We start from the raw sequence: 24,339 nt of genomic DNA, 5'->3' as shown, positions 1-24,339 counted from the left end.
AGGAACTGCTATGTCATCGAGTAGAAGTGAGAATGGAATGCTAATCCTAGATGTCGATATGATTACGTTTACTGCTATCGGGGCAGTGTTACTTATTTTGGGGACATGGATTGTAAGGAAATATGAAATTCTTTGGAAGTATTCTATTCCAGGGCCTGTAATTGGAGGTTTTGGATTTTCACTATTAATGTGGGGAGCTTATGAATTAGGGCTTTTTGAGTTTCAATACGACAATACACTTTACGATTTATTCATGTACGTTTTCTTCGTAACCATCGGCTTGTCTACCGGCGTGTCGATTTTGAAAAAAGGCGGTAAATTGCTTTTGATTTATATGTTGGTTTGCTGGTTCCTAGCTATTCTGCAAAACGGTATTAGTATCGGTGCAGCATGGCTGACAGGCATTAACCCACTCTCTGCATTAATGGCGGGACAAGCCTCTATGCAGGGCGGTCATGGCATGGCAGCCTCACTTGCTCCATTAATTGAGTCATTCGGTGAATCCAATGCACTTACGATTGGAATGGCTGCTTCAACATATGGACTAATAGCAGGCTCGTTAATTGGCGGACCTGTTGGTAATTGGCTGATCACGAGAAAAAATTTGAAAATCCAAACTGACGCTGATGATTTGCATGCGCTTGCAAGTGAGATTGAAGAGAAGAAAACAGCGATTACTTGGCAAAATATACTCATAGAAGGCTCTTTAATCTTTGTCATATTGGCCATTGGTTTGCCTACAGCACAGTGGATTACAAATGTGACTGGCTTCTCTATCCCAGGCCATATATTTAGTCTGTTCCTAGGAATTATCTTCCGCTCAATTAATGAGCGAACGTCATGGGTACCTATGACAGACTCGGCAATGGATATAATTTCAAATGTTTCATTGAACATGTTTTTAGTTATGGCCATGATGAAACTGAAATTATGGGAACTGTACGATCTGGCTCTTCCTTTAGCAGTAATACTCGTTTTGCAAACATTAGCGACTATGGCAGTTGCCGTATTCATCCTCTATAGATTACTTGGGAAGAACTATGACGCAGCTGTGATGTCAGCAGGATTTATTGGACATGGATTAGGAGCCACGCCAAATGGATTGGTTGTAATGAATGCGATATGTACAAAATATGGCGTCTTTTCAAGGAAAGCGTTTATCATTATCCCGGTTGCGGGGACAGTTTTAACAGATATCGTCGGAGTACCTATATTTGTATTTCTTGCAAACCTTTTAGGAAATTAAACTAGTAATGGGGGAATAACGAATGGAAAAAATTAATATGCCAATCACAGGAATTTGTTCTTTTGCTAAGTATCCAATCTGCACGGACTGGGAAGAAATTGATGCAGACATCGCAGTTTTAGGGGTTCCGTATGATACGGGCGTTGGCTTTTTAAGCGGCTGTCGATTTGGACCTAGAAGAATACGAGAAGTGTCCACGCATTACGCACGTGGAAATGCAGGGTTTTACGATCCTGAGCGGGATGAAGTATTTTTAGGCGGAGATGTAAAAATCGTGGATGCAGGAGATGCGGATGTCGTCCATGGAGATATAGAGCAAGCATTTACTGCCATTGAATATGCAGTAGCAAAAATTCGAGAAAAAGGTGCTATTCCTGCAATTATGGGAGGAGACCATTCGATTTCCATCCCTGTTGCACGCGCATTAAAAGATGAAGGCGATATCACCGTCATTCAATTAGATGCACATTTAGACTGGTCAGATGCACCAGGCGGGCAGACATTAGGAAACGGTAGCCCTATGCGTAGAATGTCTGAAATGGATCATATTAAAGATATGGTACAAATCGGTTTACGTGGATTAGGGAGTAGTCGAAAAGAAGATTTCGATGCGGCAAAAGCTTACGGTAGCGAGCTAATCTCAGCACGAGATTCCTTTAAGTTGGGTGTAGAAGGTATACTTAATAAAATTCCAAAAGCCGATAAGTACTATGTGACGATCGATATTGACTGCTTCGATATATCATTGGCTACGGGTACAGGGTCACCTTCACCTGGAGGTTTCTCATTCGATTTCCTAAATGACATTTTAATTGGAATCGCTGAAAAAGGAAACGTCGTTTGTTTCGACCTAGTTGAAGTTGCTCCTCAATATGATCCGACTGGTGCCACGACTCGAGTAGCAGCTATGACAATGCTGAACTTTATGGGTCATATTCTTAAAAACAAAGAAAAACATACAGACTGATAGAATGTACTATAGCCATGTAGCGAATATATTTTATTCGCTACATGGCTTTTTGAGCGGGTACGAATGTGCAAATCGGGTATCTTTAAAAAGTTTGAAACTTTTTAAAGAAATTGACGTCTGTACGGGGAAATATAGTTTAGGTGCCAAATTAACGTACATTTCAATGGGAATCATAATTGATCTTAAGTCGTAATTGGAAAAGGTGCTCATTGTATATTACTACTACACAACGTAAAGGAGAAATAGGAAATGGAGAAACAGCAAAAAAGGAAAAAGCCATTTTATAAAAAGTGGTGGGTTTGGTTGCTTGCAATTATTATTATAGCGGCAGTCAATAGTGATGATGAGGACACAGAGAGTGCTGACATTGAGGAAAGTAAACCAGCTGTTACTGCATCGACGGAGAATAAGCCCGAAAAGGTAGGAGCGGAGACCGAAAAAGTAGAACCTGAAGAGAAGGAAAAACCAGTAGAAGACAATGTACCAAAAGAATACAAAACGGCTTTGAATAAAGCTGAAACGTATGCAAAAACTATGAGCATGTCTAAAAGAGCTATTTCCGAGCAATTGACTTCAGAGTATGGTGAAAAATACTCTACCGAAGCTGCTGAATATGCAATGAATAATCTTGAATTTGATTGGAAAGCAAATGCACTGAAAAAGGCCGGAACGTATTCTGATACTATGCATATGTCAAAGCAAGGAATCCATGAACAGCTTGTCTCTGAAAATGGTGAGAAGTTTACAGAGGAAGAAGCACAGTATGCAATCGATAATCTGCAAGCTGATTTTAATAAAAATGCTTTGGAAAAGGCCAAAACGTATCAGGATACTATGAGTATGTCACCGGAGGCGGTTAGAGACCAGCTGACTTCTACGTACGGTGAGAAATTCACACAAGCAGAAGCTGATTACGCAATCGCTAATTTAGGTAAATGATGCCGGCTGATTAGGTGTCAGGTCCCAACGCAATTTGGAAACAATTCTGGATTGAACTAGAGTTGTGTGAGGACCTGGTACCATTTGTGATACTTCATGAAAATCTCACGCACAGGTACCTTTCATTTAGGACGGCAGGTCAACTTTAGTAATTCGTTGACTTGCCGTCCTCTTTTGATTCCTTCGTATACTCTTTCTTAGCTTCATCAAAAATTTTAATTTGAGCAGAAAATGTTAGTGCATAGATCGTGATGACTACTGATAATAAACTGACTCCATTAAATAAGGTGATGGTTTCTTGGTTTTCTAGCCAAGTATACAAACTTTTTAAGGCTCTTGATTCTTCAAATTCTGCTTTGGACCTCAACTTCTTCATCCCCAATAAAGTGAAATAGGCTATTAAGATGATAGATAATACACTGTTTACAATGGTGATATTCAAATACTGTTTTTGTCTATCCAAGTCTATAGTTTTTGACAGTTCTTTCAAGCTCAATTCCTCGGCTTCTTCCTCGCTATTTTCCTTTTCTGAAGGAAACACCCGTTTAAGTACAAGGAAATAAATGAAGTTAAAAAAATATATTAGTAAAATGTAAACCGCCGCCAGATAAGCGAAGAAGGCAATCACATAGCCATATCCTGCTGCGTTTATATTCGGAGTGAGTAAAGAATAAAAAGCGGCAATGGAGACAGTCAGAATGAACGAGAGTGAAATTCCGTAATACTTTGGATAAGCTCTTTCCTTTTTATGTTTGCGATACCAAATGACTAAAAATAAGGCTATTGCAAATACCATATAAAAAATAAACAAAATCGGTAATTTGCTATGAAAGATCAAGATTATTGGAATGGCACAAAACATCAAGATATATAGTGTAATCTCCATACCACTTAATTTACTAAAGTCTGCTAACTTCAAAGCTTTTCTCACTATCATCCCTCACTTGTACGAATAAGTAATACAATCGTTTCCCTAAGTATATCAGCAAAAGCAACGCTATATATGATTCTATTTGATATACATTCATAGTGAAGTGTCAGAAACCAACGGGAATGTAAAAATCATCATGAAAGTTTGACACACAGATACCTTTAATAAAACTTTCCCTCTTATGTTGAAACTATTTTAGTAATTCTACGTCTGTACGCTGATTATAAAACTAGTATGTTGAGAGGGGATGAGAGAAATGAAGAAATTATTTGCAGTAGTTTCTGTATTCTTATTGGCGTGCAGTTTACCGTTGTCAGCGGCTGCAGCCGATAAGCAAAGGTTTTCTGATGTGCCGCCGTCCAAGCATTTTGCGGATGCAGTGAATGAGTTGGCTGCACGTAACATCATAGGAGGTTATCCAGATGGTACGTTCAAGCCCGGGAATTCGATTACGCGAGGACAAGCTGCAGCGATTATCGCGAAGATGATCGGTCTGGATACATCGAATGTAAAAGGCAAAAAGTTTAATGATGTATCAGTATCTTATGGTTTTTATAATGCAATTGCAAAAATGGCAGAAGAAGGAATTATTGGTGGGTATCCCGACGGTAGTTTTAAACCGGATGAGCCGATTAAGCGTAAAAATATGGCTGCGATTCTTGTGAAAGCATTCGATTTACCTCGTGATGTGAATGTGAAAAACCCATTCAAAGGAGAAGTGGGCATTACAAACGACGTACTCGTTATTTACAAACTCGGCATTACTTCGGGTACATCTCCTACAACATTCAGCCCGAACGCATCGATTACAAGAGGGCAAGCTTCAAAAATGCTTGTGGCGGCGGAGCAAGTCATGCTGAAGAATGCTGTGACAGTGGAAGCAGTCGACTTGGGTTGGGATACGATCGAAGCGATTATCGATGATGAAGTGAATCCGGACGTATTCCATGCAGTAAAAGTTAAAGGGCGAAAAAAAGGTATACAAGATCAAGTACAACTGTTTCCGGTCAAGGAGGGAACAGGTGGAATTGTAATTTGGGGAAGAACAGCGGAAAATAAATGGAAGTATCAAAAATATTATGTTCATGTGAAAAAAGAGGGCAACGAACTACGTTTGACGTTAGAAAAGACGGATGAATCACTGCCGACACTGGTATCGCTCAATACGAAATATAAACCCGTACAAAATATAGCTCTGGCCAAGACGGACGGAGAGAATATCTCTGACAACGTAACGATTGAAAAAAATGAATATAATTTTACGTATATTAGGATTGAAAAGCCGGGCGATTATATCGCGACGGTTCGCTTTTCGAATGGAGACGAAGTGCGCTACAGAGTGACAGCTTTTGAAATGGATGACAGCTTTTTATATGGTACAAATTCGGTAGAAATAGGACCGCCTGTTGACCCGCTTGATCCGGCAAACCCGGAGAAGCCGTTGCCAGGGCAGCTGACGACTTATCTGCCCGAGGATCTGCAGGATGCCGATTACAGAATTGCTCATGTAATGCTCACCATGATGGGGCAGAAAGTGACGCACTATCCAGCCGATTATCTGATCACCGATCCCATCAAAGACGGACCGTACGGCGAAATGCGTGAAATCGAATTTTACGAAAGACAGTTCGGTAAATACAACGAAATGGCGAAGCAGAACATCCTCTACTTAAAATGGTTTACCAAAGAGGATTCTGTCGTTGGCGAGATGCTGAACCGCTGGCTTGAAGGCGATTTCTCACAAGTGACTAAGGACTATCGAACGTTACGCGCGATGACAGACGATGATTACGGCAACTGCGCCGATGTATGTCTGGACGACTTCATCAAAGCACGTACTAAACGGGCGGAAGAATATTTCCTTAAAACAGTTTCCGGAGCAGAAGCTGTAAAACGTTTCCATGCGGAATGGGGAACAGAATAAATACTGTCAGTCTGCTTGGAGTTTTAGGGTGCCAGGTCCCAACATAATTCAGAAACAATTCTGAATTGAACTAGAGTTGTGTGTGGACCTGGTACCTATTATCCATCACCCGTGCGCATTTTGCTGCATTCTGACCCGTGCGATGACAGCAAGGACGATGAATATTATACCGGATACCGGTTTTATACGTACTATTCACGGACGGCACCAGCACATACCGCTACGATCATGAGGGCAAAGAAGAGAACGGTTTGGACTACCGGCGCATTACCAATGAGACGGAATATGAAGACATTCCCCGACTGGGCTTTGTGCAGGGTTCCTCGTACTACGGGGAAGGATACGATGACTGAAACCATTACGATCAATATATCCCGCATTCTTTCGTGGTGACACAGATTCAACATCATGATGATATAGGGCCGGTTGGTTACGGGAACGGGTGGATTACCTCTACGTACGGAAAGAAAACAGTTCGGGGTACAGAATATCGTGATGTGCTAGTTGTTGAAAGCTACTTCCCGTGGAGTAAAGAAACTGTGATCGAATACTACGCAAAAGATATTGGCTTGATCCAGCGAGTGGACAGTTCAGGGAATGAACTGTACGGACTGGTGAAGCGTGTGAAAGAATAAGTGCACGGACTTGGTCCTCAAACAACTTCGGAACTATTCTGAATTGCTTAGGGACCCGGTCCTTTAATGAACGAATCATGTATATATGTTAGATTCTTGTCCATACTAAATAGCGCAAATGAACTCTCTTTCCAAAGTAGCTCAGCGGTAGAGCAATCGGCTGTTAACCGATCGGTCGCAGGTCCGATTCCTGCCTTTGGAGTACACGAAAAACTCTCCCGACCTGCTATGTGCGGTCAGAAGAGTTTTTTTTGTTTTGCGTAGGCACTTCATTCATCATCCCATGCTGTTCCGTTCACACGCTTTTCACTCATCAGTTCACTGACGGTACCCAAACGAAAACCTTTATCTGTGATTTTTGTAATCATATCTTCCATTCCTTCAGCTACAGGTTTAGTCGGGTGCATTAAAACCATCGAGCCGTTCCCCACTTGAGATACTACTCTGTTCACCATTTCATTAGTCGCCGGCTTTTTCCAGTCGATTGTATCTACCGTCCATAAAACCGTATGCATTCCTAGCCGGCTTGCGGTTTCAACCGTTTGCTGATTAAAACTTCCGCTTGGCGGACCGAACCACTTGGGCGAAGTAATCCCGAGTGTTTTTATGATGACATCATTTGTCTTTTTTAACTCTTCCATTGTTTCAGCTTCTGATTTCTGCTGTAAATCGGGATGGCTGTATGCGTGGTTTCCAATTTCATGCCCCTCCTTATAAATCAATTTAGCTAAATCGGGATTTTTACTTACCCAGCTGCCGTCGAAGAAGAAGGAGGCTTGAATTTTATGCTTCTTGAGTACATCCAAAATTTCAGGAATATATTCATTACCCCAGGCAACATTAATTAAAAAAGACACCATCGGTTTATCGGGATTTCCTTTGAAAATGGGGTGGGGGCCTAGATCTTTCAAATGAACAGAAGGGGAAGTTTCTTTGTAAACGACTTTTGATTCATCCAATTTACCCGTCGCTTTCATTTTCTTGTAACTGGCTTTCAGATCCACTTCCAGTCCATTGTAGCCGGGGATGGCTTTCCAAACTCTGTCGACCTTTGCATCCACCGCGGGGATATGATGCACCTCGCTGAATGATTCTAATTCTGTCGTCAGTCTGTCTTTGCTAGTTTTAGATGCGGAGGCAGTGCTTACTAGATTCGTATCTGCTCCCCAATGATTAGTGAAAAGAACTAGGTAAAGTATTCCTATACAAGCAATGAAAGAAATAAGCCAGATCCGTTTCAGTTTATATCACCTCTTCTCTAGTCAGTAGTGTTTCCTGTAGATGAATAAGTATGCTTGGTTTTTGGTACCAGGTCCCCAAACAAATCAGAAACAATTCTGAATTGAACTAGAGTTGTGTGGGGACTTGGTACTTATTACTATCCGTATACTTCCACTATAAATTGCAATACTAAGCTTGTTATCATTAATTTTACATGGGGAGGCGAAGGATATGGCAAAGGATTCTGGCCCGAGTTGGAAAAAGGATCATCCGGGCACGTTTTTTGGTAATTCGGTAGAGAAAGCAGATCGTGCAGTGAAACAAGCGATGTCTCATCCAGAAGAGATGGCAATCGAGCATGCGTTTAATGCAATCGAGCGCGCTGAAAACGCGTTTAGAAATGCAGAGCAATTTAACAGTGAGTTAGATACAATTCAGCAACATAAGGGGCAGTTGGAATTGATCAAGCAGCAATTGAATGAAGCCCAAATGAAAAAAGGCGAGTAATCCATCATGGACCTAAGTCAACTTAGTACTTTAAAAGGCAGGTATCTGCGTGAGTAACATCCGTGGATGTTTAAACCATCATGAAGGAGGTTTTTTCATATCCAGAAAATTAGTAGCCTCTATTAAAGAGCAGGCGATTAGGCTGGATGACCCGTCTGTATTTGACCGGCTTCTGAAAGACATAGGAGAAGCACAGATTGTGATGATTGGTGAGGCGACGCATGGAACTTCTGAATTCTATCGATTGCGCGCCGAATTCTCGAAACGTCTCATACAGGAAAAGGGTTTCGCTGCGATTGCTGTGGAAGGCGACTGGCCGTCTGTACAGAAAATAAACAGCTATGTCAAAGGCTACAATGATCAGCCCTCCCTCAACGAGTTGCTGTCGCATTCATTCAGCAGATGGCCGGCTTGGATGTGGGCGAATGAAGAAATTGAAGAATTTGTCACGTGGCTGGCCAATGAAAACAGGCAACGTGGTTCAGACTCCTCAGTCGGCATGTACGGTATCGACCTGTACAGCTTATACGATTCTATCGATGAAGTCCTGAACTTCCTGGAAAGCCATCCATCCTACGGTGCCGATCTAGAACTTGCCAAAAAAGCATTCTCCTGTTTTGAACCGTATAATCGGATGCCCGAACACTATGCCTTGTCTTCTGCCCACTTCACTGATGAATGCATAACTGAGGTAACGAAACTACTGGAATCCATCCGAACCAATGAAGAGCACTATCCCCGCGCGAATGAGCAAGATTTGAACCTAACAATGAACGCTCTCGTAGCGAAAAATGCGGAAGCCTATTACCGAGCGATGCTTCAGGATGATGACCTGTCATGGAATATTCGCGACACCCATATGGCAGAGGCAATTCAGGACGTACACAATTATTATGGCAAAGACGCCAAAATTATTGTGTGGGAACATAACACCCATATCGGTGACGCATCGGCTACTTCGATGACAGACCATGGATTGACAAACGTCGGCCAGCTAATCCGGGAGCAGTATGGTAGGGACAATACGTACGCTATTGGTTTCGGCACATATGAAGGGACGGTCATTGCAGGAAGCAGTTGGGGAGAGACACCGGAAGAAATGGTCATACCGCCTGCACGTTTTAATACATGGGAAGGCCAACTGCACGCAGCGGGCGCACATGACAAAATGCTGTTGTTCAATGATGAGAACCGAAAGCAGTTTGACGAATGGATCGGCCACCGCGCAATCGGCGTGGTCTACCATCCCAAGTTCGAAGCCCAAAGCAACTTCGTCCCCTCCCGCATTAGCGAACGCTACGACGCCTTCCTATATATCGACCGCTCGACTGCGTTGAGGCCGTTAAGCTGGTAAAGAAGGTACCAGGTCCTAACACAAATCGGAAACAATTCAGAATTGAACCGAAGTTGTGTCTGGACCTGGTACCTTTAGTATTTTTCATATGAACCTCGCGATATTCATACATATAGATAGTGTGCAAAAATATGAATTTACGGAGGCCTTCTATTGTTGAAAAAATGGGTTGTGGTGTGTGTGGTTTTTCTCATGGCTGTAACAGGGACGATGCAGAATGTACAAGCTGCAAGTTTTAAAGACATGCATAAGAATACGTCGTCGCTGTATGTCGAAGTGAATTACTTGGCAGACCGCGGTATTATAAGCGGTTATCAGGACGGGAAATTTAAGCCAAATGAACCGATTGCAAAGAAGCATATTGCCGCAATGCTAGTTCAGGCACTGGATCTGCCGAGGACGAATTTGCGGGATCCTAACTATAAGGATGTACCAAAATCTCATCCCTATTACAATGAAATAGCGGCTGCGTATAATGCCGGACTGTTCTCAAATGCGGTCAATTTCAAACCGGAATCCAGTATTTCTCGCGCATTTATGGCAAGGTTGATGAGTAAAGCATTTAATTTGAAGGTGCATAAACAGGGAGAAGAAAGTCCACGGTACAGCGATGTCCCTCCCCATTCTGAGTTTCACATAGATATTTTGAGAGTGTCGTCGAACAATATCGCCACTGGATATCCTAACGGGACATTCAAACCGAATCAGCTCATTACACGTTCTCATTTTTCAGCATTTCTCGCGCGTGCCCTTACAACGAGGGCGATGAATATTATGCCGGATCCGAATTATACGTATTACTACACAGACGGATCTAGCAACTATCGCTATGAATATGACAGAAAAGAAGAGAACGGCATGGCTTATTGGCGTATACACAACGAGACGAAACATGAAAAGATTCCTCGTCTAGGCTATATGCAAAACTCTTGGTCCTACGCAGAAGCTTACGACGACTGGTTCCACTACGATCAATATATTCCGTCTCCTTTTGTTGTCACTCAGATCCACAGTGCAAACGATATCGGACCAGTCAACTACGGGAATATTTGGATTACAGAAACGAATGCAGTGAAAACTGTTCGTAAAATAGAGTACCGTGACGTGTTGGTAATTGAGAACTTTATGCCATGGGACAATAAAACAGTGTTCGAATACTACGCGAAAGATATTGGACTGATTCAACGTGTGGACAGTTCGGGGAAAGAGCTGTATGGATTGGTGAAACGTGTGAAAAAAACTAAGTAACTATACGAGCTCCCGGAACAATTCCTGAGTGTTTCGGGACCTTTTGATGGTGCCAGGTCCCGACACAGCTCGGAAACTATTCTGAATTGAACTAAAGTTGTGTGTGTACCTGGTACCAGCAAAAAACAGCGCACCCTCGTCATACACATGGGGATGCGCTGTTTCCATTCACTTTTCTTCAATTAACCCACTTTCCACCAAGAATTCCTTAGCGACGAGTTCAACCATAATACCGTCATTGTCGACTTTTCCGTTCATGACTTGCATGGCTTCTTCATCGATTTTACCTTCGAGAAGGCCGAGTACTTCTTCAAGTTCGGGGTATTCTTTCAGCGTTTCATCTCGTACTAACGGCAGTGCATGGTAGGGAGGGAAGTACGATTTGTCGTCTTCTAACACGCGTAGATTCGCAATCGCCAGCTGTCCATCTGTCGTGTAGGAGTTAATGACATCTACTTCATTTGCACCAATCGCACGATACATCATGCCGTGATCCATTCCTTTGACATCTTTAAACGCAATGTCATATTCCTTTTGGAAACCAGGTAATCCATCCGGTCGGTCAATAAATTCGAACACGGCGCCTAGTGTAAAGTCCTTCGATACTTTAGCGAAATCACTAAACGTCACAAGTCCTAACTCTTCAGCTTTCGCCTCATCCAGTGCCAGTGTATACGTATTATTGAATCCGAACGTACCGAGTGCGGTGATGTTGTCACCGGCGACGAGTCGTTTGGTCGCTGCTAATGTTTCTTCAGCTGTCCCAGGTTCTTCGTGATAATACGTCACCACAATGGTCCCCGTATAATCAGGGATGACATCGATGTGGTCATTTGTCATGGCATTCCAGACGACAGACGAGCCGCCCAGGTTTTCTTTGTAAAGAATATCTAGACCTAACCGATCCTCAATTAATTGTCCCATTACATGAGACAAAATAATACTTTCCGTATTATTTCGAGAACCGAGTCTAAGTGAATCTTTTTCATTAAATATACAGCCTGAAAGTAGGCTAGCCAGTAAGATCGTGACGAGCAATAGTGTAAGTTTGTTTTTCAACATCATTTCAATCCTTCCGGCGTCGTCCAACGTTCGACAGCGCTAAAGAACGTTTCTAGGGCAATCGCAAGGATCGCCGCTGGAATGGCCCCAAGTAAAATCAATCCATCTATTCCACGTGTAATTCCGAGGAAAATGAAATCTCCGAGTCCACCTGCTCCGATGAATGCAGCGAGAGTCGCGTTACCAACGTTAATCACCGCAGCTGTTCGAATTCCAGCCATAATAATAGGGACTGCAAGAGGCAATTCTACTTTAAACAAAATTTGCCTGCTCGTCATACCCATACCTCGCGCGGCTTCGATTGTGGCGGGATCTACGTCTTTAATCCCTGTGTATGTGTTTCGCATAATAGGCAGTAACGAGTAAAGGAATAACGCAGCAATTGCGGTTTTCACGCCAATTCCAAAAATGGGAATCATAAAACCCAGTACAGCTAAACTAGGGATGGTTTGCATAATACCTGCCGCTCCCAAGACCCCAGTTTTAAGTTTGGGTACGCGTGTAATGAGAATTCCGAGCGTTACAGCAATGAGCACTGCGAGGATCATCGAGAAAAATACGAGTTGAATATGGATGGAGGTCGCTTCAAGCACTTCCGGCCATCGCAATTTAGTTTGTTCCACAAGTTGTTGCCATATATTTAAATTATTCATGTAGATCATCCCCCTTATCTGTCCATTGACTAGACATCGCAGAGAGTAAGGAGCCGCGGTTGACGAGTCCTACAAGTATATGATGTTCATCGACAATGGGGATCATGCCGAACGGTGAGGTGTCCATCATGATAATTGCATCTTTTGCCGTCGCCGTATCCACTAAATAAGGTACTGCGGGTTTCATCACTTCATCAATGGTTTGGATGCCGTCTACATTTTTAATCAAATCATAAGCAGAAACAATACCAAGTAGCTTCTTATGATCATCTACGACGAGAAGATCCGTTATTTTTCGTTGACGTATAAGTGAAATGGCTCGTTCTGGAGAAATGCTAGAACGGGTCGTGACAACCTTCTCTGCCATGATCTCAGTAACAGGCATCAATTCAGGATTTTGGATAATTCGATGCTTACCCATAAACTCTTCTACAAAGCCGTGTGCGGGTTCGTGTAGTAATTTCTCTGGAGTGTCTAACTGAAGTAAATTGCCATCTTTCATAATGGCAATACGGTCGCCCATTTTTAACGCTTCATCCATGTCGTGTGTAACAAAGACAATGGTCTTCTTTAACTTTTTGTGTAGCTTGATTAATTCTTCTTGCAACTGTTCACGTGTAAGGGGATCCAGTGCACTGAACGGTTCATCCATTAAAATAATATCTGGATTTGCTGCAAGCGCTCTCGCAATTCCGACACGTTGTTGTTGACCACCTGATAATTCCTTCGGATAACGTGTAGCATAAATTTCCGGATCGAGTCCGACTAATTCAAGTAGTTCGTGTACACGTGTTTTAATTTCTTTTTCATCCCAATTTTTAAGTAGCGGTACAATAGAAATGTTTTTTTCAATCGTATAGTGAGGAAAAAGACCGATTTGCTGAATGACATAACCAATATTTCTGCGGAGTTCAGCGGCGTTGTAAGATTTGATATCTTGGCCGTTGATAGAAATTTTTCCACTTGTGTGTGGAATAATCCGGTTAATCATTTTCATTGTAGTCGACTTACCTGATCCACTAGGTCCTATTAGAACAAGTAACTCGCCTTCAGCAATCTCGAAGTTGACAGATTTCACAGCTTGAAATCCACCATCGTACATTTTTGAAACATTTTCAAACTTTAGCATAAGTACCTCCTGTATGTAATGAAAAGAAAATCTTATTTTTAAACGATTCCAAAATTGATAATTAAGCACTGGACGATGCCTTTTAACGAATTCAGAAAATCGCTCACCAAATTACCTTAACATATTAGTAAAGTATGTTCAAGGAGGAATGAATTTATAGGGTACCAGGTCCCCACACAACTCAAAAACTATTCTGAATTGAACTGAAGTTGTGTGCGTATCTGGTACTTTTTGTTGGTACCGTTTGTCCTTCAATTTTGATTTCGCCAGTAAATACGTATAAAATATACTTCTGTACTCTTATAAATTACTGGAGAGGTACGGGTGTACATACTGAATAAATGTTTACGTGGAGGGTTTGTATGAAGTATAGAATCAGTAACAAGCAAGTATTCGAGCAAGCACAGTTGCGATCGGTGTCAGATGTACCGTTCACTGAAGAAGAGCTACAAAACGGTATGAGGTTAGCAGTGGCTAAGGAAGACGCTGCGTTGGCGCTGTATTTGGTAGAGGTAGACGGTCAGAGGAAATTTGAAGTTCGTTGGGATGATTCGCACGAGCTTTTCACGGGCTGGTATTCGGCTTGGGAAAATTTCACATGGTGTTTAGATATCGCAAGTAACTGATTTCACAGATATTTGTGTGCAAAACTATCCATATGCTTGAATTAAAAGACTCCGCGGGTTTATGCAAACTGGCGGAGTTTTTGTGTTTCGGTACCAGGTCCCCACACGATTCAGAATTGAACTAGAATTGTGTGGGGACCTGGTACCGTTCGCAACCCGCTCTGTCCCCAAAAAAGCTCCACAAACATATGCTATTACAAAAGAAAAAGTTTGTGCTACTTATAAGGGGAGAGGAGCTACTAGTTCATGGCTACGAAACCGCAACAATTAAAAAGAGGTGACACGGTAGGGATTGTAACGCTTGGAAGTCCACTTGCGGCCAATCGTATTACAGAGGGGATCCGGATGTTGCAAAGTATGGGATTTAAAGTCGTGGTGGGGGAGCATGTGTATTCCGCTAATGGGTTTCTTGCGGCGACTCCTCGGCAAAGGGCTTCGGATTTAATGAAAATGTTTAAAAATCCGGAAGTGAAATGGATTTTACCTACTCGTGGTGGAGTTGGAGTGGCAGGCATTTTACCATTCCTTGATTTTAACGTCATTAAACAAAACCCGAAAATTGTTTCGGGATATAGCGACATCACGGTTTTATTGAATGTTTTGTTTGAATATGCCGACCTTATCGGTTTTCAAAGTTTATTATTGTTGGACTTTAATCCAGGAACGCCTCCATATAATTTCAATCAATTCTTTACAGCGACGTCAACTATCAGGGCACCGTGGCAAATTATGAATCCACCTGAAATTCCACTGATTGGATTAGTGCCGGGAAACGTTACAGGACCGATTGTAGGGGGGAATCTCACGTCGTTCGTAGGTACGTTAGGCACATCCTATGAAATCAATACGGAAGGCAGAATTCTTCTTTTGGAAGAAACACATGAACCGATCAATACGGTGTATCGCTACGTAAACCACTTGGCGATGGCAGGGAAGTTTGATGATTGTGCAGGAATTATTATGGGACAATGTACGAACTGTGAGTCGGCCTACGGGAAAAGCTACGTAGATTTGATCAATGAATTTTTAGTTCCACTTGGCAAACCTTTATTGACGAACTTGGCCAGCGCACATAGCTACTATAAAGCGACGATTCCTATTGGGGCGAGTGTTCAAATGGATACGGTGAACCGAACGTTGACGGTGATGGAGCCAGTAGTAAAGTAGGTGCCAAGACCACATACTCTTCATTTATATACAATCATAATTTTTTAGTTATATACGTAAGATTTGGGGTATACTAATAAAGCAAGAAGGTCTACTTTGGTAAATTAAAGTATCGTATAGGTATTGAATAGATGATCTTTAAAGACGACAAGAATAGTAGGTGAATAAGATGGGGAAGTATCAATTGGATAGCAAAGGTAAGGCGGCTGTGGCAAAGTATCATGAGAAGAACAAGCCAGCGCAATTTGATAAAAAGAAGCAACTTGAAAAAATCCGTACAGCGTATTTGGAAAAAAAGCAAAAACAAGCAGATGAATAAGATACATTAGGTGTTAGCATGGCTCGAGAACTATGTTGAAATGTACTGACACCTAGCACGTAATTTTCATATTCATACATGGAAAACTCTCAGCATTCATTGCTTGGAGTTTTTTGTATCCAGTCAACACAATCGTTGGGCAAATGTGTTTGTAATGAAACGATTTAATATCGTAAACCTGTAATTGTTGTTATGATGTGTTTATATTCTGCAGGAAGAGATAGTTGCCGTCAGAAAATACTTAATAAGGTGTGAATTCCATTGAATCTTTTAAATGTTAGAAAAGGCCAATTTGTTTATTACCAAAACAAGCTACATCAAGTCTACTCAGTGAAAGCTTTTTTTAAGCAGTCGGTTCACTTAGTCCGATTAGAAGATTTTGAACAACAGCTGGCAACTGCTAGAGAAATTAATTTGTATAAACCAAAACATATGGACAGTTTTGTAGTGAATCATAAACGCTATACATTGCATAAAGATGAGAAGGCTAAAGTAGGCGATTATATTTTAATCATCAATCCACAGCCGGATTCATTAGATTATCACTATCTACACGCGATTGAAATGGTGTCTTCCATTGAACGAAACGGCGTCATCAGCAATAAATCCAATGGAATTAAACATAATGAGTATTGGGTGATGATCCCCGGGCTACAAGAGGGCGCGAATATTATTGATCTGGAAATTCCAGATGTCAATTATATAACTGAACAAGGAAACCAACAGTTGGAAATCCAGACACCTGAAGCGCATATACCTAAAATAGGCGATATATACCAATGTCACGACAGTGTTCCACCACTACAGGCAATGGTTATCGCTATACAAGGCGATACGCTTTATTTAGGCGGAGACGTTGAAGTGAAAATGGATGAATTGATGGATACGGATTCTTGGAGTTTGGTTCATACCATTCCGAGTCTGTAGTCTAGAACGCGACAGAAAAACAAATGAAGGTACCTAATCCTCACACTCATCATCGACAGTTTTGAATGGAGATGAAGTTGTGTCAGAACTGGGTACCTTTTTAGTTTCCACCTCCATTTATTATGGCTACTGTCTTTTCATCCTTTTAGTGAGTGGAGTTAGTAGTAGGTTCGATTTGTAATTCTTTTAAGTGAAGTAGAAACGACTGGGCTAGTTTCCAGTCGTTTTTTGCGTCGGGAGACTTGCTATAACATAACTCAGTTACCAAGTGCTACGTTATGTCTGCTACCACAGAATATTTCCCATTTCAGCTATCAATCGTTATACTAGAAAAGACGGAACGAATATATGTTCTGAATTCGACCGTACACTATACAGCTAGAGAGGTTTACATATGAAAGGCACTTCACATTTAGTTATCGGCACAGCTGTCGGCGCCATTGCGGGATACGCTGTGCAGCCGGATATCCAGACTGCTTTGATAGGCGCGGCGGTTGGCGGAATATCCGGGGTGGTTCCCGATCTTGACACGAACGGGCTCGCGAGCAACAGTATCACACATAGTAAGAAAGTCAGTAAATGGCTCATGGAAACTGCTGGCATCGTCATTCTGCTGACGCTCATCTATCAGGTATTTACAGAAGGACTGAGTCAAGAAATTTATGTGTATGGAGGCATCGGACTTCTGTTGCTTATTGTGTCGCGTCTCATTACACAGCGCCGAATGCTCACCATTACCGGTATCCTCGTCATGCTTCTCGGCTTTGTCCTTGACCAGTCGCTAGGCATTTTACTCGCTGGCGGCTATATAATCATTGCCTCCTTCTTACCGCATAGATCCTATACGCATTCTATACTTGGTATTGTTTTCTATGCGTATATTTTGAAGCATTTGTATGCGCAGTGGCCGATTGACGGCTTACTTGCTGCAGGGCTTGCCGGTTATATTAGCCATCTACTGGCAGATATGAAGATTCTTCCTGTTAATCGGCGTGGAGTTAAATGGTTTTTGCCTTTGTGGAATCGGGAGTTTTGAGGTACCAGGTCCCGACACAACTTGAGAACAATTCGGAATAGTTTTATTGATTACTTAAGAGAAGCGCTACACACGCTTCTCTTTTTGCTATATGATTACTATAGTTGAACGTAATTTGAATAATACATAGGTGAATAAATGAAAAAACAAAATAAAAAACCCATTAGTATGCAAGTATGGTTGACGGCTTTGGTGTGTTTGGTTGTTCTAGTTTCTCTTTCATTAGCCGGTTATTTAATTGGTAGCAATGCAGCCGATCAAGCTAGGAAATCTCAATCGGAAAAAGCGATGAATATAGCCATTACTATCAGTCATGCACAGTCGGTGATTGATGGCTTGACGGGAAAAGGACCAATTGAAGATATCCAGGCGTTCACTAAATCTGTACAAAACGACACACAAGTTGAATATATCGTAGTAATCAATAATGAACGTATCCGCCAATCCCATCCAGTAACTGAGCGCATCGGCCAATATTTTGTAGGCGGTGACGAAGACAAGGCATTTAAGGGAGAGCAGTACACGTCTATGGCTACAGGAACATTGGGTAAGTCAATGAGAGCGTTTGTACCGATCACGTCCGAAGGTCAAATTATTGGTGTGGTTGCTGTTGGTATTATGATGGATAATGTTCGTACTAGTGTTTTAGCTAGTATGAATGCGAGCTTTATCGGGATTGGCTTTGGTTTACTGATTGGCTTATTTGGTGCCGTTTTATTGGCAAGAAAAGTGAAGCATACTTTATTTGGACTTGAACCGAGGGAAATCGCTCAACAACTTCGCGAAAGGGAATCGATGCTTGAAGCGGTCAGCGATGGTATTGTTGCCATTAATGACAAGGCAGAAATTGTCTTAGCGAATAAAGCGGCCATCACGCTTTTTCGGAATGCAGGCATGGAAGGAAATCCTATTGGAAAGCCTATTCAATCTTTTGTTCCTTCGCTACCGCTTCAGCAGATGCTTGAACATAAGAAACCTCAGTACGACCAAGAGTATAAATTAAATGGACTGGATGTCGTCGTCACCCAAGTACCTGTCATTTCTAACCATCATGTAGTCGGAGCACTTGCTATATTCCGCGATAAATCCGAATTAACTTCGCTAGTGGAACAGCTATCCGGGGCTAGGGTATACGCTGAAACGCTGAGGTACCAGACGCATGAGTTTATGAATAAACTGCATATCATCATGGCGATGGTTCACACGAAATCTTATGATGAGTTAAAAGAGTATACCGCCTATATTTCAGATGCTTACCAAACAGAAACAGGCCTTGTTTCAAGACTAGTCAAAGATCCCGTCATTGCGGGCTATTTAATGGGGAAGTTAAGAGAATTACGCGAATCGGGGATAAAAATTAAATTCAATGGGGATCATCCGCTACCTCCTTTAAAAAAGGTTGAGCATATGGATAAGATCATCACGATACTTGGAAACTTACTAGACAATGCTTGTGATGCAGTGAGTGATCGTATCGATGGGGAGTTACAATTGACACTTAATTATGAAGAGTCTCGATTAGAATTCAGCGTACACGATAATGGACCTGGAATCCTTGTAGAGAATATCGAAGAAGTATTTGAACAGGGGATGTCTTCAAAAGGTGAAGGCCGCGGTTATGGACTGTACCTGGCTAAAATCGCATTGGATGAATTGGGTGGTATTTGGTCTGTATCTTCTACGAAAGGAAAAGGGACACAATTTAGTGTAAGTGTTCCATACAAAGGTGAAGCATTATGATTCAAGTATTAATCATTGAAGATGATCCAATGGTTGCGAAATTCAATGGAATTTATTTGGAAAGTATTCCGGGTTTCTCGGTTGCCGGTTTTGCAAAAAATGTAGCAGAAGCTCGGAAATTTCTGGAGTTGTCAAAAGTGGATCTCATTTTACTCGATGTCTATATGAAAGGACCGACCGGACTTGATTTGTTAAAGGAGCTTCGAAAAGAGGGCGACTCACTAGATGTTATTCTAATTACAGCTGCCAATGATAAAGAGTCTGTGCAACAAGCGCTTCGATATGGGGCTGTTGATTACCTTATAAAACCATTTACTTTTGAACGCTTTAAAAATGCTTTATTGCAATTTAAAAAGCAACTTCATTTGATGAATCAGCATGAAAAAATCAGCCAGAATGAAATTGATCATTTACTTCATACCGCGGATAGAAAAACTAGTAACACATTGGAATTGCCAAAAGGTCTGACGAAAACGACATTCACACGTATTGCGGAACAGATTATTGAAAGGCAAGGAACTATATTTTCCACAGCAGAACTTGCAGAAGACGTTGGAGTGTCAAGTGTATCCACACGAAAGTACTTACATTATCTCGTTGACCGTGAACTAATCGATAGCGATATAGTGTATCAGTCAACAGGGCGTCCGTTAACAAATTACCAACTGTTGCCTGAAAAAGTAGATATCCTTCAGTCGTTGCTAAATAAGTGATATACAGGTTGTACGAATAAGCTTCCAGGCAGTTTGACGACAGAAATTCGCAACTGCTTGAGTTGCTTATTTTAGTTACAAAAGTATTTGTTTGATTACATAATATATAAAATCTGAATAGTCCCTCTTATAGTTAAACAAATAAGAAAGCGTTTTCGGAGGGATGACAATGAAGGATATCGCATCAAATACCTGGCAGAAATTATGGCGTTCACATGACCAGGCAAAAGATTTACTTAATTTCTTTTCTTATAAGAAAAAACTAACGGCAGCAAATCATCATGTAACTGCAAAAGAGGAACAGATTTCACCTCAACCCCCTAATCAGAACTCGGGTAAAAGTTCTTCCTATTCTACCGTCCAATTGGTAGGTCTAATTCTGGGTCCGCTTTTATTTATCATCATGATGTTCTTTTTATCTCCTGAAGGGATGAATTCGGAAGCCAAATCGGTACTGGCTGTAACGCTGTGGGTAGCGACATGGTGGATTACGGAAGCGATTCCTATTCCAGTCACATCGCTGCTTCCCATTTTTCTATTACCGGTGACAGGGGCTATGGAAGCCGATGTAGTTACATCTTCCTACGGCAATGATATTATTTACTTGTTTTTAGGCGGGTTTTTCATTGCTACAGCAATGGAGAAATGGAACTTGCATAAACGGCTGGCACTGGCCATTATTGCATTCATCGGTACAGGGACTCAACGTATCTTGCTCGGCTTCATGACGGCTACAGCATTCCTGTCTATGTGGGTTTCAAATACTGCTGCGGTCATGATGATGATTCCTATGGGATTGGCGATTACAGCCCAGGTAGCTGCTGCGTTAAAAGGCACTCCGGAAGAAAAGGAATTGCCGAAGTTTGAAAAAGCACTTATTTTCGGAATTGGTTATGCAGGAACGATTGGTGGGCTCGGTACGCTTATAGGGACACCGCCCAATATTATTCTAGCGGCACAAGTTAAAGAATTATTCGATGTCGAGATTTCCTTTGCGGGCTGGATGCTCGTCGCAGTACCAATTGTCATAGTGCTGTTGTTTTCTACGTGGATTTATCTTGGACGCTTTGCGTTTAAGATGAATATCAAAGGTCTTCCCGGTGGAAAAGAAGTGATCACCGAAGAACGAAAAGCTTTAGGGAAAACATCATTCGAAGAAAAAGCGGTGAGTGCAGTCTTCGCCTTTGCAGCGTTTATGTGGATCACGCGTGAATTTCTTTGGATGAACATTCTGCCAGGTTTAAAAGACGGCATGATTGCGGTAGTGGCAGCGGCAATGCTGTTTGCTATTCCTACTTCCAAAAAAATCGGCAAACGTATTCTAGCATGGGAAGATTCAAAAGAAATTCCATGGGGAGTTTTGCTATTATTTGGAGGAGGACTTGCCATTGCAGCAGGTTTTCGAGAAACAGGACTTTCTGAATGGATTGGTTCGCAATTGACAGCTTTGGAAGGATTCCATATGTTCGCTATTATTGCTGCCTCTTCTTTACTCGTGCTAGCATTGACGGAGTTCACATCGAATACGGCAACAGCAACTATGATTCTTCCTGTATTGGCAGCGCTTGCACTATCCATGCATATTCACCCATTTGCTTTGATGGTACCCGCTGCGATGGCTGCAAACTGTGCTTTCATGTTACCGGTCGGCACACCTCCTAACGCTATTATTTTCGGAACGAATAAGCTCCGCTTGGGAGAAATGGTACGAGTCGGATTTATCATTAATGTGTTTGTACTCATACTGATTGTATTGGCTGCCTACTTCCTATTACCTCTATTTTGGGGAATTGATTTGCAAGTAGTGCCGGAAGCGTTTTATGAGAATTTTAAGTAAGCAAAATTTACTAGTTATCAATAAATATAGAAAACCCACTAGTCAGTCCTAGTGGGTTTTTAAGTTTGGTTTTCATCTGGTATTGTTAGGATCGGGACGAGAATTGAATGTTTTAATGAGGTACCAGGTCCACACACAACTTAGGAGTAATTCAGAATTGTGTTGGGATCTGGTATCTACTTTTCCTTGTCTTGTAGCTGTACAATTGCTAAGCAAGCAACACCAATAGACAATAGTGTGAGGGCAGTGTCTACAGATAAATCACCTAAAATACTTAAAACTAATGTACTGACACCCATTGCTAACGCAACTGATTTGAAAATAATTTTGACATTTTTCATATGAATACGCTCCAATTCAGGCCAGTAACGGCATTTTTAGAAAGTGCACACGATGACATAATAAACCATTCATTTCCCATTACCTCTTTTGTCGTTTTTTTTAGAAAACGCAGTCATCAATACGATAAAAACAGGTAATACACTCCATAAAAAGAAACCCCAATGCTGTGTCAGTAAGGACAATGCTAAAAAGAAAGCAATTACGACAATTGAAATATATACAGTACGCTTTTGAATTTGATTCATTTTGCACGCCCCCCTTTTCGTGGTACCAGTTATATGTATCGACGAACATTTTGGCAATACTCTGTATACGCTTCTCCATAAATTTTTACTAGCGATTGTTCTTCGAGTCGTACTTGTCGGTTAAACAACCAAAAACCTAAGATCAAATATACTAATACGATCCAATTGGGATAAATGAGGAACTCACCTAATAAGACCATCCCAAAAGCAGTATATAGTGGATTTCGACTGATGGAAAAAGCTCCAGTAGTAATCAAAGAACCTGGATTTTCTTCATCAATGCCTACTCTAAAGCTTTTCCCAAATGAAAGTACACTGTAAACGAATAGCAAAAGCCCACCGAAGCATAAGAATACACCTATCCAGCCGATGAGTTCATTGGTAAATAGCTTTGTTCCTAGCTTTGGTAAATGAAAGACATTTGACATAATTACGTAGAATAAGAGCAACGCAAAGGGCGGTATGATGAAATCCTTTTTATCCAGTTTGCCAAATTTAAATACCTTAATACCAAATTTTTTTAATTGAATTGATCGAATGATCACCAATATGATTAATAGGGTGATTGTTGTAACAGCAATATATCCTTGCATTATGGCCTCCTTTTTCATTCACTTTTTTCTATCCTACTCCGTTAATGAATCGTGTCTCATTCCACCATTTGAATGTCCTGTTTCCGTCATTACCTATAAAAGTTCACTACGTTATATACCAATCTACCAGCTCACTCTATTGGGAAAGGATGTATCTATAGCCATCTTATCACAAATATCACAATGAAATACTACGTTAGTTAACTACTCTGACAACTATTGAGGTACCAGGTCCCGATACAAATTATAAACAATTCAGAATTGTTTCGGTACCTGGTACTCACAGGGAAATACCCTACCGTTAAAATTTGACTTGACATTCAAAGTCAGAAAATTCATACTAAGTTAACGGTAGAAGCTTGTGAATGAAGGAAGTGAGAACGTCATGTCATTACGAGAGAAGAAAGTAGAAAAGAAAAAAGAAGAGATCCGGCAATCTGCTATGAGTGTTATTGCGGAAAAGGGATATCATGCCACTACAATGGAAGATATTGCAGCGAAGCTACTCATGACAAAGGGTTCCGTTTACTATTATTTTAAAGATAAAGAATCACTTGTGTATGAGAGTCATAAAATACTTCTGGAACAAAGTATAAAGCAACTCCAAAATGTGTTGGCGGAAGAACTCTCATCTGTAGCGAAGCTACGGAAGGCTATGGTCGTCCACATGGAATACGTCATTACAGAAAGAACGGATTTCTTTATAGGTGTAAAACCCGATCAAGTGTTTGAAGGCGAACATTTACAAGAAATCCTACACCTTAGAAATCAATACAGTGAGTGTATGGATGGACTGATTCAACAAGGGATTCAGGACGGAAGTTTTGTGCAGGTAGATATTAAAATTGTGAATCATATTATTCTAGGCGCTATGAACAATGCGGTCATTTGGTATTCTCCGAAAGGTAGTAAAAGTATACAAGAATTGGCCCATTCCATTGCAGATTATTTATTGAAAATCCTATTGTAGGATTA

The 24,339-nt window shown here is 41.4% G+C and carries 25 protein-coding genes and 1 tRNA gene; 18 read left to right on the top strand and 8 right to left on the bottom strand.

From position 1 onward, the window contains the following. Positions 1-10: 10 nt before the first annotated feature. The 3 genes from CSV75_RS13385 to CSV75_RS13375 all read left to right on the top strand — a co-directional run bounded on the left by CSV75_RS13385 (position 11) and on the right by CSV75_RS13375 (position 3,155). Positions 11-1,246, top strand: coding sequence for a sodium/glutamate symporter (locus tag CSV75_RS13385; protein ID WP_099676225.1), 1,236 nt, complete (start codon positions 11-13; stop codon positions 1,244-1,246). A gap of 22 nt (positions 1,247-1,268) precedes the next feature. Next, positions 1,269-2,213, top strand: a complete 945-nt coding sequence (locus CSV75_RS13380; protein WP_099676224.1) for an agmatinase — start codon at positions 1,269-1,271, stop codon at positions 2,211-2,213. 252 nt (positions 2,214-2,465) lie between these two features. Then, on the top strand, positions 2,466-3,155 hold the full coding sequence (locus tag CSV75_RS13375; RefSeq protein ID WP_099676223.1) for an Ltp family lipoprotein: 690 nt from the start codon (positions 2,466-2,468) through the stop codon (positions 3,153-3,155). A 145-nt stretch (positions 3,156-3,300) separates the two neighbouring features. On the opposite strand, the gene CSV75_RS13370 is transcribed toward CSV75_RS13375, so the two are convergent. Further along, positions 3,301-4,086, bottom strand: a complete 786-nt coding sequence (locus CSV75_RS13370; protein WP_099676222.1) for a hypothetical protein — start codon at positions 4,084-4,086, stop codon at positions 3,301-3,303. A 256-nt stretch (positions 4,087-4,342) separates the two neighbouring features. On the opposite strand from CSV75_RS13370, the gene CSV75_RS13365 reads away from it, so the two are divergent. The 3 genes from CSV75_RS13365 to CSV75_RS13360 all read left to right on the top strand — a co-directional run bounded on the left by CSV75_RS13365 (position 4,343) and on the right by CSV75_RS13360 (position 6,847). Beyond that, positions 4,343-6,010, top strand: coding sequence for an S-layer homology domain-containing protein (locus tag CSV75_RS13365; protein ID WP_158231667.1), 1,668 nt, complete (start codon positions 4,343-4,345; stop codon positions 6,008-6,010). A 389-nt stretch (positions 6,011-6,399) separates the two neighbouring features. Beyond that, positions 6,400-6,645, top strand: a complete 246-nt coding sequence (locus CSV75_RS16140) for a hypothetical protein (RefSeq protein ID WP_144034786.1) — start codon at positions 6,400-6,402, stop codon at positions 6,643-6,645. 130 nt (positions 6,646-6,775) lie between these two features. After that, a tRNA-Asn gene (locus CSV75_RS13360) sits at positions 6,776-6,847 on the top strand. A 67-nt stretch (positions 6,848-6,914) separates the two neighbouring features. Here the strand turns inward: CSV75_RS13360 and CSV75_RS13355 are convergent. Continuing rightward, positions 6,915-7,754, bottom strand: coding sequence for a polysaccharide deacetylase family protein (locus CSV75_RS13355; protein WP_369825385.1), 840 nt, complete (start codon positions 7,752-7,754; stop codon positions 6,915-6,917). A gap of 343 nt (positions 7,755-8,097) precedes the next feature. Between CSV75_RS13355 and CSV75_RS13350 the strand changes: the two genes are divergently transcribed. The 3 genes from CSV75_RS13350 (at position 8,098) to CSV75_RS13340 (ending at position 10,975) form a co-directional block, all read left to right on the top strand. Next, the gene (locus tag CSV75_RS13350; protein WP_099676219.1) at positions 8,098-8,373 is read left to right on the top strand and encodes a DUF2564 family protein; all 276 of its coding nucleotides are present in this window, start codon (positions 8,098-8,100) and stop codon (positions 8,371-8,373) included. A 49-nt stretch (positions 8,374-8,422) separates the two neighbouring features. Then, the gene (locus tag CSV75_RS13345; protein WP_233191671.1) at positions 8,423-9,727 is read left to right on the top strand and encodes an erythromycin esterase family protein; all 1,305 of its coding nucleotides are present in this window, start codon (positions 8,423-8,425) and stop codon (positions 9,725-9,727) included. Positions 9,728-9,880: 153 nt separating this feature from the next. Continuing rightward, positions 9,881-10,975 (top strand): S-layer homology domain-containing protein, encoded by a 1,095-nt coding sequence (locus CSV75_RS13340; RefSeq protein WP_099676218.1) that lies wholly within the window; start codon positions 9,881-9,883, stop codon positions 10,973-10,975. 168 nt (positions 10,976-11,143) lie between these two features. Here CSV75_RS13340 and CSV75_RS13335 read toward each other — a convergent pair whose 3' ends face one another. Genes CSV75_RS13335 through CSV75_RS13325 form a run of 3 tightly spaced genes read right to left on the bottom strand, consistent with a single transcriptional unit; the run spans position 11,144 to position 13,819 of the window. Continuing rightward, a complete protein-coding gene (locus CSV75_RS13335; RefSeq protein ID WP_233191670.1) occupies positions 11,144-12,040 on the bottom strand; it encodes a glycine betaine ABC transporter substrate-binding protein in 897 nt (298 codons plus the stop codon). Further along, positions 12,037-12,690, bottom strand: a complete 654-nt coding sequence (locus CSV75_RS13330; protein ID WP_099676217.1) for an ABC transporter permease — start codon at positions 12,688-12,690, stop codon at positions 12,037-12,039. The genes CSV75_RS13335 and CSV75_RS13330 overlap by 4 nt, the downstream gene beginning before the upstream one ends. Beyond that, positions 12,683-13,819 (bottom strand): betaine/proline/choline family ABC transporter ATP-binding protein, encoded by a 1,137-nt coding sequence (locus CSV75_RS13325; protein WP_099676216.1) that lies wholly within the window; start codon positions 13,817-13,819, stop codon positions 12,683-12,685. Before CSV75_RS13325 ends, CSV75_RS13330 begins: the two co-directional genes overlap by 8 nt. Before the next feature lie 362 nt (positions 13,820-14,181). Here CSV75_RS13325 and CSV75_RS13320 point away from each other — a divergent pair, with 362 nt between their 5' ends. The 8 genes from CSV75_RS13320 (at position 14,182) to CSV75_RS13285 (ending at position 22,184) form a co-directional block, all read left to right on the top strand. Next, positions 14,182-14,445 (top strand): hypothetical protein, encoded by a 264-nt coding sequence (locus CSV75_RS13320; protein WP_099676215.1) that lies wholly within the window; start codon positions 14,182-14,184, stop codon positions 14,443-14,445. Positions 14,446-14,691: 246 nt separating this feature from the next. After that, complete coding sequence (locus tag CSV75_RS13315; RefSeq protein WP_099676214.1) at positions 14,692-15,612, top strand: S66 peptidase family protein; 921 nt, start codon at positions 14,692-14,694, stop codon at positions 15,610-15,612. Between the two features lie 169 nt (positions 15,613-15,781). Beyond that, entirely contained in the window at positions 15,782-15,931 is a 150-nt protein-coding gene (locus CSV75_RS16460; RefSeq protein WP_099674011.1) for a hypothetical protein, read from the top strand. Positions 15,932-16,192: 261 nt separating this feature from the next. Continuing rightward, a complete protein-coding gene (locus tag CSV75_RS13305; RefSeq protein ID WP_099630729.1) occupies positions 16,193-16,858 on the top strand; it encodes a hypothetical protein in 666 nt (221 codons plus the stop codon). Between the two features lie 394 nt (positions 16,859-17,252). Then, positions 17,253-17,894, top strand: a complete 642-nt coding sequence (locus CSV75_RS13300) for a metal-dependent hydrolase (protein WP_099676213.1) — start codon at positions 17,253-17,255, stop codon at positions 17,892-17,894. 138 nt (positions 17,895-18,032) lie between these two features. Further along, positions 18,033-19,634, top strand: coding sequence for a DcuS/MalK family sensor histidine kinase (gene dcuS / locus CSV75_RS13295; protein WP_099676212.1), 1,602 nt, complete (start codon positions 18,033-18,035; stop codon positions 19,632-19,634). Then, complete coding sequence (locus tag CSV75_RS13290) at positions 19,631-20,347, top strand: response regulator (protein WP_099676211.1); 717 nt, start codon at positions 19,631-19,633, stop codon at positions 20,345-20,347. The genes dcuS and CSV75_RS13290 overlap by 4 nt, the downstream gene beginning before the upstream one ends. Before the next feature lie 169 nt (positions 20,348-20,516). Further along, entirely contained in the window at positions 20,517-22,184 is a 1,668-nt protein-coding gene (locus CSV75_RS13285) for an SLC13 family permease (protein WP_099676210.1), read from the top strand. Positions 22,185-22,360: 176 nt separating this feature from the next. Here the strand turns inward: CSV75_RS13285 and CSV75_RS16345 are convergent, their stop codons facing one another. The 3 genes from CSV75_RS16345 to CSV75_RS13280 all read right to left on the bottom strand — a co-directional run bounded on the left by CSV75_RS16345 (position 22,361) and on the right by CSV75_RS13280 (position 23,364). Next, positions 22,361-22,525, bottom strand: coding sequence for a hypothetical protein (locus tag CSV75_RS16345; protein WP_158231666.1), 165 nt, complete (start codon positions 22,523-22,525; stop codon positions 22,361-22,363). 69 nt (positions 22,526-22,594) lie between these two features. Then, the gene (locus tag CSV75_RS16455) at positions 22,595-22,771 is read right to left on the bottom strand and encodes a hypothetical protein (protein WP_199171367.1); all 177 of its coding nucleotides are present in this window, start codon (positions 22,769-22,771) and stop codon (positions 22,595-22,597) included. Positions 22,772-22,800: 29 nt separating this feature from the next. After that, entirely contained in the window at positions 22,801-23,364 is a 564-nt protein-coding gene (locus CSV75_RS13280; protein WP_099676209.1) for a methyltransferase family protein, read from the bottom strand. A gap of 385 nt (positions 23,365-23,749) precedes the next feature. Here CSV75_RS13280 and CSV75_RS13275 point away from each other — a divergent pair, with 385 nt between their 5' ends. Then, the gene (locus CSV75_RS13275; RefSeq protein ID WP_099676208.1) at positions 23,750-24,334 is read left to right on the top strand and encodes a TetR/AcrR family transcriptional regulator; all 585 of its coding nucleotides are present in this window, start codon (positions 23,750-23,752) and stop codon (positions 24,332-24,334) included. Positions 24,335-24,339 lie beyond the last annotated feature (5 nt).

It is taken from the genome of Sporosarcina sp. P18a (genome assembly GCF_002743135.1).
GTDB lineage: Bacteria > Bacillota > Bacilli > Bacillales_A > Planococcaceae > Sporosarcina.
Note: the sequence above shows the minus strand (reverse complement) of the source record. Positions and strands in the feature narration are given on the sequence as shown.